10 protein-coding genes are annotated in these 13,194 nt (G+C 65.2%); 3 read left to right on the top strand and 7 right to left on the bottom strand.

Going from position 1 to position 13,194, the window contains the following annotated elements; genetic code table 11:
- Positions 1 to 168: 168 nt before the first annotated feature.
- Both ACJ70B_RS11005 and ACJ70B_RS11000 read left to right on the top strand, forming a co-directional pair.
- Complete coding sequence (locus tag ACJ70B_RS11005) at positions 169 to 1,515, top strand: hypothetical protein (RefSeq protein ID WP_408957032.1); 1,347 nt, start codon at positions 169 to 171, stop codon at positions 1,513 to 1,515.
- A gap of 179 nt (positions 1,516 to 1,694) precedes the next feature.
- Positions 1,695 to 2,306 (top strand): peroxidase-related enzyme, encoded by a 612-nt coding sequence (locus ACJ70B_RS11000; protein WP_408957031.1) that lies wholly within the window; start codon positions 1,695 to 1,697, stop codon positions 2,304 to 2,306.
- Between the two features lie 52 nt (positions 2,307 to 2,358).
- On the opposite strand, the gene gltB is transcribed toward ACJ70B_RS11000, so the two are convergent.
- The 3 genes from gltB to ACJ70B_RS10985 form a co-directional block, all read right to left on the bottom strand.
- Positions 2,359 to 6,918, bottom strand: coding sequence for a glutamate synthase large subunit (gene gltB, locus ACJ70B_RS10995; protein ID WP_408957030.1), 4,560 nt, complete (start codon positions 6,916 to 6,918; stop codon positions 2,359 to 2,361).
- Positions 6,919 to 7,742: 824 nt separating this feature from the next.
- Positions 7,743 to 9,224: a proline--tRNA ligase gene (gene proS / locus ACJ70B_RS10990; RefSeq protein WP_408957029.1), complete on the bottom strand. Its 1,482-nt coding sequence runs from the start codon at positions 9,222 to 9,224 to the stop codon at positions 7,743 to 7,745.
- Between the two features lie 105 nt (positions 9,225 to 9,329).
- Entirely contained in the window at positions 9,330 to 9,722 is a 393-nt protein-coding gene (locus ACJ70B_RS10985) for a hypothetical protein (protein ID WP_408957028.1), read from the bottom strand.
- A gap of 262 nt (positions 9,723 to 9,984) precedes the next feature.
- On the opposite strand from ACJ70B_RS10985, the gene ACJ70B_RS10980 reads away from it, so the two are divergent.
- Positions 9,985 to 10,959, top strand: a complete 975-nt coding sequence (locus tag ACJ70B_RS10980; protein ID WP_408957027.1) for a zinc-binding alcohol dehydrogenase family protein — start codon at positions 9,985 to 9,987, stop codon at positions 10,957 to 10,959.
- Positions 10,960 to 10,996: 37 nt separating this feature from the next.
- Here ACJ70B_RS10980 and ACJ70B_RS10975 read toward each other — a convergent pair whose 3' ends face one another.
- The 4 genes from ACJ70B_RS10975 to ACJ70B_RS10960 form a co-directional block, all read right to left on the bottom strand.
- Positions 10,997 to 11,515, bottom strand: coding sequence for an 8-oxo-dGTP diphosphatase (locus ACJ70B_RS10975; RefSeq protein ID WP_408957026.1), 519 nt, complete (start codon positions 11,513 to 11,515; stop codon positions 10,997 to 10,999).
- A 69-nt stretch (positions 11,516 to 11,584) separates the two neighbouring features.
- Positions 11,585 to 11,824, bottom strand: coding sequence for a hypothetical protein (locus ACJ70B_RS10970; RefSeq protein WP_408957025.1), 240 nt, complete (start codon positions 11,822 to 11,824; stop codon positions 11,585 to 11,587).
- A 135-nt stretch (positions 11,825 to 11,959) separates the two neighbouring features.
- The gene (speB, locus tag ACJ70B_RS10965; RefSeq protein WP_408957024.1) at positions 11,960 to 12,808 is read right to left on the bottom strand and encodes an agmatinase; all 849 of its coding nucleotides are present in this window, start codon (positions 12,806 to 12,808) and stop codon (positions 11,960 to 11,962) included.
- Complete coding sequence (locus tag ACJ70B_RS10960; protein WP_408957023.1) at positions 12,808 to 13,182, bottom strand: translation initiation factor IF-5A; 375 nt, start codon at positions 13,180 to 13,182, stop codon at positions 12,808 to 12,810. The genes speB and ACJ70B_RS10960 overlap by 1 nt, the downstream gene beginning before the upstream one ends.
- Between the last annotated feature and the right edge of the window lie 12 nt (positions 13,183 to 13,194).

The raw sequence follows: 13,194 nt of genomic DNA, 5'->3' as shown, positions 1-13,194 counted from the left end.
CGCGAGCCGTCACCGGCTGCCGAATATGCACGCGCACTCACGCTCGGGTTTTATTCTACTGTTCGGTCTACGATCCCCCGCAGTACAGCGACCGCGAGCGGCCAGCGCGTCAATCGGGGCGAGTCAGCGATCGGCGACCGACCATCCAGCAGCCACACTATCACAGCCATGAACGACCGATACGACAGCGACCGACGGACGGACGAACGGTACACAGACCGCTCGAGCGACACCGGACGCCGGGGCCGAGACGAAAGCGACCAAAACCGAGAGGGCGGCGACCGCGGCTGGCTCCACGGCATGTTCAGCCGCGGCGGCAGTGAAGACGTCGGCTCACAGGGACCGGACCGGCGGGGCGACGAGCGAGGCCGACCCGAACGACAGCAAGGCGGCTCCACCGGCGACATCGGCCAGGGACGAAGTACCGGTTCAAGCAACCAAGACCGACGACGCGGTCAGACCGGACGGGACCGTGAAGAATATTCGCAGCGCGGACGGTCCTACCGAAGCAGCGAGCACCAGCAGGGCCGTGAGCCCGAGCGGTCGGGCGAGTCCGGACAGCAGTTCGGTCAGCAAGGCGAGCGCTCTCAGCAACAGGGTACGCAACGCCACCAGCAACACCAACAGGGCGGCCACCAGCAACGCGGCGGTCAACAGCAGTATCAGCCGGGCGAGCCCGGCCAGCGGTTCAGCCAGCAAGGCGAGAGGTCCCCCCAGCAGGGCTCACAGCGCCAGCAGGGCGACCGCCAGCAACGCGGCCAGCAACACAGCGGCTTCGAAACGAACGCCAGAGAGCAGAGCAACCTCGAGTACGGGGGTGAAGCCCGGCGCGAGGAACAACACGGCGAGCAACGCGGCCAGCAGCGCCAGTTTGGCCAGCAAGAGCAGCGCGGTCAGCGGGGAGAGCAGCAGTACCAACAACGTCAGCAGGGTGGCATGCAGGGCCAATACGACCAAGGCACCCGAGAGCGAGGGAGCGAGCAGTATCAGAGCGGGCAGCGAGAGAGCCAACGCGGGAGCAATCAGCAAGACCGACAGGGGGTCCAGTCCGGAGGCAACCGGCAGCGCCACCGTGAGAGCCGACAGCAGGGCGGAAGCGAGCAACACGGCAGCCAGTACCAGCAGGGGCAGCCTGAGTACGGCCGTCACCAGCGCAGCGAGGGGTATCAGTCCAGCACCCAGCGCGATCGCAGCGACCAGTACGGCCAGCAGACGGGAAGCGACTACGGCGACACCCAGCAGTTCGACCGGAACCGAAGTGAGACCGATCGCTCCGGCGGCCGCATGAACCGAGCACAGTCGAACAGCGGCCTCCAGTATCGCCAGCAGGGACGGCGCTCCGAACAGGGAGACCAGACGGAACGCCGCGAGTCGAACCAGGGGACTCGCTCGAGCAGGGAGAGTGACAGAAATCAGCAGTTAGACGACGAGGAGATGAGCAACCGCCGCCACGTCCACGAGCGGGATCCGACCGCCGACGAAGATCGGAGCCGCAACGAGGACTGGTCGCGCTAACGTCACCGGCCGGGAGCCGCCCCAACGCGAGCCGAACTCACGCTTGTTTTCGCCGTCGCGCACTCGAGCCAGAGACAACCGGCACGGATGTCCCTCTCGGGCGAGCCGGCAGCCGGGTTCGACTGGCGTTCTCGAGAACGCGGACTGGAGTTATGGCGCTCCCCTGTGAATTGGTACCTATGAGCGATACCGGCTCCGATTCCGATGACGCCGTCGAACCGGAACTCCGCGACGACGCCATGGGTAGGTTCCCCGTGCCGGCGTTCGACGACCTCCCCGAGGACCTACGGACTCGAATCGCAGAAGCGACCGAGCGCGCCGGCTTCACGCCGAACGTGTTCTCCGCGTTCGCGTACAAGCCCTCTCACTTCCGGGCCTTCTTCGATTACCACGACGCGCTCGTCGAGGACACCGCCTTAGAGCGCGAGGAGATCGAGCTGATCGTCGTCGCTGTCTCCGGCGTCAACCACTGCTACTACTGCAACGTCGCCCACGGCGCGCTCGTGCGCATCTACGCCGACGATCCGACGCTGGCCGATCAACTGATCGCCAACTACCGGACCGCGGATATCAACGAGACTCACCGGACGATGCTCGACGTGGCGGTCAAACTCACCGAGCGCCCGGACGCAATCGAACCCGTCGACCTCGAGAGACTGCGCGAGGCCGGGTTCAGCGAGGAGGCGATCTGGGATATCGGTGCCGTCACCGCCTACTACAATATGAGCAACCGGATGGCGGCGTTCGCCGAAATGCGACCCAACGACGAGTTCCACACGCTCGGCCGGTAACGGTCCGAACAACGATAAAAAGGCTCGATGGTGGACGACCGCGGCGTCGCGATCAGTCGTCGCTCGCAGCGAAGTTGGCCGATTCGGCCTCGGTGGCCACGTCGGGCGCGCCGGGGAGTTCCTCGCGTACGTCGTCGCTCCCCTGCTCGGTGATCGCCTCGTGGTAGGCCTCGGGCATGACCTTCACGAAGGACTCGAGGGCTTGCTCCCAGTTCTCGAGCAGCGATTGACCGCGCTCGGAGCCGGTGTAGGCGACGTGATTCTCGACGAGTCGACGGAGCATCTGCTCGTCTTTCTCCTCGAGTTCGTCGTGCAGCGAGACCATACCGGTGTTGGCCTTGGCGGTGAACTCCTCGTCGGGGTCGTAGACGTAGGCGACGCCGCCGGACATGCCGGCCGCGAAGTTCTTCCCGGTCTCGCCCAGCACGGCGACGACGCCGCCGGTCATGTACTCACACCCGTGGTCGCCGACGCCTTCGACGACGGCCTTGGCACCGGAGTTGCGGACGGCAAAGCGCTCGCCAGCGACGCCGTTGACGTAGCACTGGCCGTCGGTCGCGCCGTAGAGCGCGACGTTGCCGATCGCGACGTTCTCGGTCGGCTCGTAGGCGGCGGTCTCGGGGGTCCGGACCGTTAGCTTGCCGCCCGAGAGTCCCTTGCCGACGTAGTCGTTGGCGCTGCCGTCTAGGTGCATCGAGACGCCGCTGGCCAGGAACGCGCCGAAGCTCTGGCCGGCGGTCCCCTCGAGGTCGACCGTGATCGTGTCCTCGGGGAGGCCGGGCTCGCCGTAGCGGCTCGTGATCTGATTCGAAAGCATCGCGCCGACGGTGCGGTCGACGTTCGTAACCTCGGTCTCGAGGCTGACGGGCTCTTGATTCTCGATCGCGTCGGCCGCGGCCTCGATGAGGTCGCGGTCGAGTTGCTCCTCGAGTTCGTGGTCTTGCTCGCGAACTTTACGGCGGACCTCGCTGCCGGGGTCCGCAAGGACCTCGGAGAGGTCGACGTTGCGGGCCTTCGGGTGGTCGATGTCGTCGCGCTGCGATAAGACGTCGACCTGTCCGATCATCTCGTCGACCGTCTCGAAGCCGAGTTCGGCCATGAGCTCGCGTAGCTCCTGGGCGATGAACGTCATGTAGTTGATGACGTGCTCGGGCTCGCCGGGGAAGCGCTTGCGCAGGTCCTCGCGCTGGGTGGCGACGCCGACCGGGCAGGTGTTCTTGTGACACTGCCGGGCCATCACGCAGCCGCCGGTGACCAGCGACGCAGTGCCGAAGACGTACTCTTCGGCTCCGAGCAGGGCGGCGACGGCCACGTCGCGGCCGGTCTTCATGCCGCCGTCGGTCGAGACGCGAATGCGGTCTCGCAGCCCGGTCGCACAGAGCATCTGGTTGGCCTCGGCGAGGCCGAGCTCCCATGGGAGGCCGGCGTTCTTGATCGAGGTGCGCGGCGAGGCACCCGTCCCGCCGGAGTGACCCGAAATGTGGACTACGTCGGCGTTGGCCTTCGCGACGCCGGCGGCGACCGTGCCGATGCCGGCCTCGGAAACGAGTTTGACGTTGATGTCGGCCGCCTCGTTCGCCGCTTTGAGATCGAAGATCAGCTGTTTGAGGTCCTCGATGGAGTAGATGTCGTGTAGCGGCGGCGGCGAGATGAGGCCGACGCCGGGCGTGGACTTGCGGACGTGGGCGATCATCTCGTTGACCTTCGAGCCGGGGAGGTGGCCGCCTTCGCCTGGCTTCGATCCCTGGGCCATCTTGATCTGGAGCTCGTCGGCAGACGAGAGGTACGTCGATGTCACCCCGAAGCGGCCCGAGGCCACCTGCTTGACGTTACACTCGCGTTCGGTGTCGAACCGCTCCGGCGGCTCGCCGCCTTCGCCGGAGTTTGACTTGCCGCCCAGCCGGTTCATCGCGATGGAATTGTTCTCGTGGGCCTCCGGCGAGAGCGAGCCGAGGCTCATCGCGGCCGTCGAGAACCGCTGGACGATGTCCTTGATTGGCTCGACGTCCTCGATCGGAACCGGATCGCGGTCCGAATCGAACGCGAGCAGCCCGCGGAGCGTCTGGAGGTTCTGCTGCTGGTCGTTGATTAGCTCGGCGAAGTCCTGGTAGCGCTCGTAGTCGTTCGAGCGGACGGCCTGCTGGAGCGCGCCGACGGTCTCCGGATTCCACTGGTGGTAGATCCCATCCGACCGGTGTTCGTACTCGCCGTGGCGGTCGAGGTCGGGCTCCTCTTCGTCGCTGCCGAAACCGGTCTCGTGACGCTCGCGGACGTCCTCCTCGATCTCGGCGAGGCCGATCCCTTCGGTCCGGTTCTCCGTGCCGGAGAAGTAGTCCGCGACGAGATCTGAGTCGAGGCCAACGGCTTCGAAGATCTGGGCTCCCTGATAGCTCTCGACCGTCGAGATGCCCATCTTGGCCATGATCTTCAGGAGGCCATCCTCGACCGCGCCGACGTAGGCGTCGATCGCGACATCGGTGTCAGCGCCGTCGGGGCCGGCGGTGATGTCCTCGATCGTCTGGTAGGCCAGGTACGGGTTGACCGCGCCCGCGCCGTAGCCGACCAGCGTCGCGAAGTGATGAACCGTACGCGGGTCGGCGGACTCGACGACGAGGCCGACGTGATTGCGCAGCCCGTTGCGCACGAGGTGATGGTGGACGGCACCCGTCGCCAGCAGGCTCGGGATCGCGACCCGGTCCTCGTCGACGCCGCGATCCGAGAGAACGATCACGTCGTGGTCACCCGTTTCGATCGCGTCGACGACAGCGTCGCGGACCCGTTCGATCGCCGCCTCGAGGTCGACGCCGAGTTCGTCGCTCGTGGGTTCGTAGGTGATGTCGATCGTGGCGGCGGTGATACCGTTTGCCGAACAGTCGCGGATCGACTCGAGTTCGGCGTCGGTCAGGATCGGCGAGTCGAGTACGAGTTGGCGGGCGTGTTCTGGCGACTCGTCGAGTAAGTTGCGCTGGAAGCCGAGCCGGGACTCCATCGACGTGACGAGTTCTTCGCGGATGTAGTCAAGCGGCGGGTTGGTGACCTGCGCGAACAGCTGCTTGAAGTAGGAGAACAGCGGCCGATTGAACTCGGTTAGCACCGACAGCGGCGTGTCGTCGCCCATCGAGCCAACCGGGTCTTTCCCTGTCTGCATCATCGGCTCGATCATGTTCTCGAGTTCGTCGTGCGTGTAGCCGAAGGCAGTCTGGTAGTCGCGCAGGCCGTCGACCGCGTCCCGGGGCGTGCGGTCGTTCGTGGACCGGATGTCGTCTACGTGGACCTGCTCTTCGGCGACCCACTCGCCGTAGCGGTCGTCGGTGAGGTCCTCGAAGACCTCCTCGTCCGGGATGACACGGCCCTCGTTAGGATCGGCGAGGAACAGCTGGCCGGGCTGGAGGCGACCTCGTTCCTCGATCTCTTCGGGGTCGGTCTCGAGCGCGCCGGCCTCGCTGGCCATGATCAGGCGGTTGTCGGTGGTCACGTCGTACCGGCAGGGCCGGAGCCCGTTGCGGTCGAGGACGGCACCGATGCGTTCGCCGTCGGTCGCCGCCACGAGCGCGGGGCCGTCCCAGGGCTCGACCAGCGAGGCGTGGAAGTCATACCAGTCCTTGCGGTCTTCGTCCATCGCATCGTCGCCGCGCCAGGCCTCGGGGACGAGCATGCGGAGTGCGTGTTCGAGGTCCCGGCCGTCCTGCATCAGCAGTTCGAGCGCGTTGTCGACGCTCGCGGTGTCGGATTGGTCGGGGTCGTCGATGATCGGCTTGACCGCCTCGAGATCGGAGAGCACGTCGCTCTCGATGTCGGTCTCACGGGCGCGCATCCAGTTGATGTTGCCCTGAATGGTGTTGAACTCGCCGTTGTGGATGATGTTCCGGTAGGGGTGTGCGAGGTGCCAGGCACCGAGCGTGTTCGTCGAGAACCGCTCGTGGACCATGGCGAACGTCGACTCCATCCGCTCGTCGGTGAGATCGGGGTAGTAGCCAGGGACCTGTACGCCTTTCAGCAGGCCCTTGTAGACGATCGTCTTCGAGTCGAGCGAGCAGACGTAGAAGCGCTCCGTGCCGTCTCGGTCCGTCTCCTCGACGGCGTTCTCGAGGGCGCGTCGAGCGACGTAGAGGCGGCGGTCGAAGTCGTCGCCAGAGATGTCGTCTTCAGGTGCGACAGCGACCTGCCAGACGTCGGGTTCGGAGTCGACGGCCGTCTCGCCGAGGTCGTCGTTGTCCGTCGGGACATCGCGCCACTCGAGGACGTCGAGGTCGTAGGTATCGAAAGTCTCCTCGACGAGCGAGATGAGTCCGTCGCGGGCGGCGGTGTCCTGCGGGAGAAAGAGCGAACCGACGGCGTAGGTGTCCGGCAGTTCAGCTTCGAGAACGTCCCGAAAGAACGAATCGGGCGTCTGGAGCATGATGCCGGCCCCGTCGCCGGTGTTTTTCTCCGCCCCGGTCGTCCCGCGGTGCTCGAGATTAACGAGAAGGTCGAGTCCGTCGGCGACGACGTCGTGTCCCCCGTTCCCGTCGAGGTCCATAACGACGCCGACGCCGCAGTTCGACCGTTCGTCCTCGGGGTCGGCGAGCCCCCGGGAACGCTCGGTGGATGACGCTATATGTGGCTGTGACATACACCCTCGTAGCGGAAACGACTATAAGAGGCTAACCCATTATGGCTAAGCGTATTATAAACACATATTTACATGTATAAGGTGTAGTGTAAAGCCTTAATTGCCGCTGTCGCGTCGCTACCGGATCAGCTGGCAGTCGGTCAGAGAAGACTCGTCGGTCGTCCCCCACTCGGCCGAACCCCCCTCCGGAAAGGGGCGGCTTTCCGGCAGCGGGGAATGTCAGAGGCACGTAGTGTTCACCCACCAGAGTGAACACCACGAACGGTTAGTGTTCTCCCTCGAATAAGCAACCTCGGGTTAAAGAGTTAGGTGCGGTTGAGACGGTCACGCATCGACAGCGCCGGCATCGGTTGGATCGACCGCAAAGCACCGATGAGAACGCAAGCAGACGACCGGGTGTTCTAAATACGTCATTAAAATAGAAGTATATTACTATATTCATACGTCCTTCATTTGTATGGATGCCCGGTGGCGGCCAACGCACCGAGCCATTCGCTTGACCGTGTCCGGATTGCTCGTATTCGACATCCTGAATCCCGCCGTACTGTACGGTGGCTACGTCCTCGTCGGTGGAAAAAGCATGGCTCCGGCGATTCTGGCCGGCTGTCGCATCGCCCGTGCCCACTCCTGGGACGGCACGTCCTCGTCGTCAAAGGGGACAATCGGAACCAGATTGACAGCGAGCTCGTCCCGGCAGAGAACGTCCGCGGTGTGATCGGCACGAAGGGGCACGTCACGCTGATGGATATGGATACGTGGCCGTGCAGCATCGTCGCGTCGTAGCCAGCGAGACCGCCGACGGACGCAGAGGCGGTGCCGTCTCGCTAGTACGACTTCGCGAAGTACGCGATCTCGTCTGCCGGGTCGCCACAGACGCCACACTCGTCTTCCTCGGGTTCGGGGACCTCCCCGGCCGTCGTCCCGCCTTCGTCGGTCAGCGGCTGCATGACGATTTCGGCGGCGATCTTCTCTTTGATGGCCTCCTCGCAGGCCTCGTCACCGCACCACGCAGTCTTCACGTAGCCGCCGTGTTTACCGATCGTTCCGAGGATCTCCTCGGGACTGTGAGCCTCGCGGACGTTGTTCTCGAGGGTCTCCTCGGCCGCCTCGTAGAGTTTGTCGTAGATCGTCTCGAGGTGCTCGTCGACGGCGTCGACGATGTCGTCGCGGTCCGCGACGGACTCCTCGTTGTCCGGCCGGTGGACCAGCGTGGCCTCCCCGTCTTCGACCTCGTGCGGGCCGATCTCCAGTCGGAGGGGAACGCCGTTGAGCTCGTGTTCGTTGAACTTGAAGCCGGGATTGCGCTCGTCGCGATCGTCAAGTTCGACGCGGAAACCGGCCGCCTCGAGGTCATCGGCGATTGCCTGCGAGTACTCGAGAACGTCGTCTTTCGTGTCCTCCTGCCAGATGGGGACGATGACGACCTGGGTGGGCGCGATGGTCGGCGGGAGCACGAGCCCCTGATCGTCAGAGTGGGTCATGATGAGCGCCCCGAGGGCACGCCAGGAGAGTCCCCAGGAGGTGGTGTAGGCCGTCTGTTCGTCCTCGTTTTCGTCGGCGAAAGTGATGTCGAACGCCTCGGCGAAGCTCTGGCCGAGGTTGTGGCTGGTCGCGCCCTGGACGGACTTGCCGTCGGGCATCAGCGCCTCGACGGTCGTCGTCGTGTCCGCGCCGGGGAACTTGTCGTGTTCGGGCTTTTTCCCGCGCAACACCGGAATCGCCAGCACGTCCTCGTAGACGCGCTCGTACTGGTCGAGTCGAGTCCAGACCTCCTCCCACGCGCCCTCGTCACTCGCGTGGGCGGTGTGGCCTTCCTGCCACATGAACTCCTTCGTCCGGAAGAACGGCTTGGTCTCCGTGGCCTCCCAGCGCACGACCGAACACCACTGGTTGAGCCGCAACGGCAGGTCGCGGTGGCTGCGCGTCCAGTCGGCCATAAACGGCGCGATGATCGACTCACTCGTGGGACGCACCGCGAGGCGCTCCTCGAGTTCGTCGTGGCCGCCCTGGGTCACCCACGCGACCTCGGGGTCGAAGCCTTCGACGATGTCTTTCTCCCGCTCGAGAAAGCTCTCGGGGATGAACATCGGGAAATAGACGTTGTCGACGCCGGTCTCTTTGAACCAGCCGTCGAGGGCATCCTGAATGCCCTCCCAGAGCGCGTAACCGCGTGGTTTCGTGACGATGAATCCGCCCATCGGCGCGTAGTCGGCGAGGCCGGCCTTCTGGACGACCTCGGCGTACCACTCGCCGGGCTTGTGCGATTTCGACTCGGTGATCCCGAGTTCCTGACTCTCGTCGCTCATTGGTTCGACTCTCAGGCAGCGCGGGCTTAAACCATGCGAAGGCCGGACGCCGATCCGCGACTCGCCGCGGATCGACGGCGACGACGCGTTCGGAACGGCCGGCGGTCAGCTCCCCGTCCGGTCGAGCCGCTCGCCGCGGGTGTACTGCCCGTGGAACGCGAGCATGTCGACGCCCATCGCCGCCAGCGAGAGCCCGCCAACGCCGGCCAGTAGAAGGAAAAAGAGGCCGCCGCTCTCGGCGAATCCGAGTGGGAGTGACAGCCCGAGCAGGACGTTTCCGGCACCGCTCCACCGGTACCACGCCCAGCGGTCGGTCAGTTGCGTCTCGGTCGCTGCCACGATGTCGAACACGCCGGCAAGCCCCATCAACGCCAGCTGGGCGAGCAACAGCGGCGCGTCGAGGGCATCGGTTCCGAGCAGAACGAGTCCTCCACCGGCGACGAGGAGCAGAACCACACCGACGACGGCGCCGAGTCGACGATTCCGGCGTTCGTTCATGGGTCTGCAGGACTCGAGCTTGTTCGTTTATTCAGTTCGTTGGCTGACATACGTACGCCGTCGCACTCCTGCTACTTAATCGGCAGTCATGAGGTCCCAGAAGTCCGAATCGGTACGGTACATCCGAGAGGAGCGGCCGATGCCGTTCGAGAGTGAGTCGACTCCCGCGCAGCGTTACGTATCCGAATGAACGATGAATTCCGCGTAGGTTTTGTCCGGTTCTCACAGCTTTATGCAAGTGACTGACCTACGTAATGTCGGTATGAAGACAATCGAAGTCGAGACGTACGGCGACAGCAGCGAACTCTCGGTCGTCGACGTAGCGACGCCGGAGCCCGAGGCGGACGAGGTCCGAATCGATATCGAGGCGGCGGGGATCAACTTCGCGGACGTCATGCAACGACGCGGCCACTACCCGGGCGGCCCCGAGCCGCCGTACGTCCCCGGCATGGAAGCCGCGGGCATCGTCGACGCGGTCGGCGAGGGTGTCGACGACCTGAGCGAGGGCGACCGCGTCGTCGGCATGATCGACACCGGCGGCTACGCGGAGTACGTCACCGCCGACGCGCAGTCGCTATTCCCGGTCCCCGAGGCGATGAGCTTCGCGGAGGCCGCCGGCTTCCCAGTCCAGTTCCTCACCGCCCACGCCTGTCTGTTCGAGTGGGGAGGGTTGGCTGAGGGCGAATCCGTCCTGATCCAGGCCGCCGCGGGCGGAGTCGGCACGGCCGCCGTCCAGTTGGCGTCGAACGCCGGCGCGGAGGTCTTCGGCACCGCGAGCACACAAGAGAAGATCGATCTCGCCGCGGAACTCGGCTGTGACCACCCGATCAACTACACTGAGACGGACTTCCGCGAAGTCATCGACGACGAGACCGACGGCGAGGGCGTTGACCTCGTCTTAGAGAGCGTCGGCGACGACGTCTTCGATCGCAGCCTCGACGCGATGACTCACTTCGGGCGGATGGTCACCTACGGCGTCGCCAGCGGCGTCCCCGCGGAAGTCAGCAACCAGCGCCTGCTCTTCGAGAACAAGACCGTCAAAGGCTTCCACCTCGGGCAGGCCGCCATGCACGATCCGGATCGCGTGATGAAAGCCGTCCCCGAACTCACCGAGGGGCTCGCGAGCGGCGACCTCGAGATCATCCTCGGCGAATCCTTCGCACTCGAGGACGCCGCCGAGGCCCACCAGTACCTCGAAGATCAGAAGAGCTCCGGAAAGATCGTGCTGGAGCCCTGATTCCGGGGGCGCCGGAACCCAGTGACAGCGACCCGTCTCAGAAGGAAACGTCCCACTCGAGGTCGTGCTCGACGAACTCGGCCTCATCCAGCGGTTCGCCGCCCACGAAGCGAAACTCAGCGCTGACCGTTCGGCCCTCGAGTACGCCGGGCAGCCACAGGTGGTCGTCGTCCCACATCTGGTCGTAGGGCACGTCGTCGACCGGGACCCACTCCGGACGGGCTTCCGTGGAGGGGGTCGGTTCTCCGTCGAACGACGTCGTGCGATAGACGTGACAGACGGTGTGGTCCGCGCCGTCGAGTAAGAACGTGAGTTCGCCGGCCTTCTCGAGGTCGCGGACCGCGAGGCCGACCTCCTCGCGGGTTTCGCGGATCGCACACTCCTGCGGGGTCTCGCCGGGTTCGCACTTGCCGCCGGGGCCGTTGTGCCAGCCCTCGCCGAGGCCGCGGCGCTTCTCGATGAGGAGGACATCGCGGTCGGCGTTGGTGGTGGCGCTGGCAGGGTCGCCGTCGCCCTCGGCCTCGCGGAGCGGGAAACACAGCGTCGTCTCGAGCATACGCGGGAGTTCGATCGGAGCGGCAAAAGGGTGTCTCGATTGCTCGAGTGCAGCGACCGCTGCCGGGAGTTATCGCGGCCCGCCCGGTCCGACCTCGTCGCGCACGACGACGTAGAGGAGCCAGACGACGAACACTCCGAAGAACGAGCCGAGCCCCCACGCGAGGGCGTGGCGACTGTTCCTCCCTTTCGCGTCCCTGTAGATGAAGTACGAGGCGACGAGCGGGACGATAATCAAGCAAACGAACAGGAAGAGGAGGAGGACAATTCCGATCCCACTGACGGCAAACTGGAGGACGGGCGTGGACATGGTCTCTTCTTTTCATTTCCCCGTGAAAATATCTTCTATTGTCATTATCGCCCTCGGTCGTCGCGACGAGGGTCCGCCACCGGTCGAATCGATCGCGGCCTCTGATCGCCGAGTACCGACGACGAGACGATCGGTTCAACCGTCGGCGTGTGAGAAGACGAACTCTCGGACGAGTTTCGCGGCCAGCGCGGCGGCCTGTCCGTCGTCGCGGTCGTTGACTTCGACCACGTCGACGCCGCCGGCGTCGGGAGCGACCGCGCGGACGACGTCGCGGAGTTCGCGGGGCTCGAGGCCGAACGGCTCCATCGTTCCGGTACCGGGCGCGTAGCCGGGGTCGACGGCGTCGATGTCGACGCTCAGGTAGACCTCGCGGTCCGCGAGTCGGTCGCTGGGCTCCCAGTCCGCCACGTCCTCGGGCGGAACGACAGTCACGTCGGCCGCGGCCGCCCGGTCCCACTCCGTCTCACTGCCGGTTCGAACGCCGAGTAGGATCGCCTCCTCGACGGACTCGACGTCCTCGAGGATCCGCCGGGTGACGGCGGCGTGGGAGAGAGGATTGCCGTCGTAGGCGTCGTACAGGTCGAGGTGGGCGTCGAGACAAACGAACACGTCGGGCTCTACTGCACGTGCGCCCGCAAGGGAAACAGTGTGTTCGCCACCCAACACGATCGGGACGGCGTCGTTCCAGACGGCTTCGCGGAGCGTGCTCGTCAGGTACTCGAGGTACTCCTCGGTGTCGTCCCACGCGCGAACGTCGCCGCGGTCGACGACGCCGAGGTCGGAAAAGTACCGGTCCGTCCGGCGGTCGTAGTCATCGAACGGCTCGGCAACGGATCGGATCCGCCGAGGACCGAACCGGGTCCCCGGCTGAAAGGTCGTCGTGGCGTCCAAGGGCGCACCGACGACCACGAAGTTCGCGTCGTCACGGTCGACAGCTGCCGCCGCGTCGGTCACCTCGCGCTCGTTGGCCGCCCCGGGGAACATTAGACGATCTTTCGCTGGTCTTCCATCTCGAGGTACTCGATGTTCTCGTCGGGGGAGACGTCTACGTCCTCGGGGATGCGCATCGTGATCGTCTCGTAGGTCTCTAAGTCCATGACCTGCATGTCGTCGCCGTCGACGGAGACGACCTGTCCGTTTTTGCGCTCGATGATCGGGACCCAGATCTTCGCGTCGACGGGCTGGGAGAGCGAGCGTTTCTTGCCGTCGAAGACGCCCTCTGCCTCGACGCGGGCCTTGGCGCTGCCGTGTTTGCCCGGCTTGGCCGTCGAATAGCCGTTGATCTTACACGGCGTATCGTCGATCATGACGTAGCTGCCTTCCTGAAGATCGCGAACTTCGGTCTGCTGTTTCGCCATATCCCGGCGTAA

Source organism: Natrinema sp. 74, assembly GCF_046097095.1.
In the GTDB taxonomy this organism is placed as follows: Archaea; Halobacteriota; Halobacteria; order Halobacteriales; family Natrialbaceae; genus Natrinema.
The sequence above is the reverse complement of the archived record's forward strand: the minus strand, read 5'-3'. Positions and strand labels throughout refer to the sequence as shown.

Bases quoted from the DNA above. Each gene is read 5' to 3' on its own strand.
- ACJ70B_RS11005 (WP_408957032.1), top strand. From the start codon at position 169: ATGAACGACCGATACGACAGCGACCGACGGACGGACGAACGGTACACA.
- ACJ70B_RS11000 (WP_408957031.1), top strand. From the start codon at position 1,695: ATGAGCGATACCGGCTCCGATTCCGATGACGCCGTCGAACCGGAACTC.
- gltB (WP_408957030.1), bottom strand. From the start codon at position 6,918: ATGTCACAGCCACATATAGCGTCATCCACCGAGCGTTCCCGGGGGCTC.
- proS (WP_408957029.1), bottom strand. From the start codon at position 9,224: ATGAGCGACGAGAGTCAGGAACTCGGGATCACCGAGTCGAAATCGCAC.
- ACJ70B_RS10985 (WP_408957028.1), bottom strand. From the start codon at position 9,722: ATGAACGAACGCCGGAATCGTCGACTCGGCGCCGTCGTCGGTGTGGTT.
- ACJ70B_RS10980 (WP_408957027.1), top strand. From the start codon at position 9,985: ATGAAGACAATCGAAGTCGAGACGTACGGCGACAGCAGCGAACTCTCG.
- ACJ70B_RS10975 (WP_408957026.1), bottom strand. From the start codon at position 11,515: ATGCTCGAGACGACGCTGTGTTTCCCGCTCCGCGAGGCCGAGGGCGAC.
- ACJ70B_RS10970 (WP_408957025.1), bottom strand. From the start codon at position 11,824: ATGTCCACGCCCGTCCTCCAGTTTGCCGTCAGTGGGATCGGAATTGTC.
- speB (WP_408957024.1), bottom strand. From the start codon at position 12,808: ATGTTCCCCGGGGCGGCCAACGAGCGCGAGGTGACCGACGCGGCGGCA.
- ACJ70B_RS10960 (WP_408957023.1), bottom strand. From the start codon at position 13,182: ATGGCGAAACAGCAGACCGAAGTTCGCGATCTTCAGGAAGGCAGCTAC.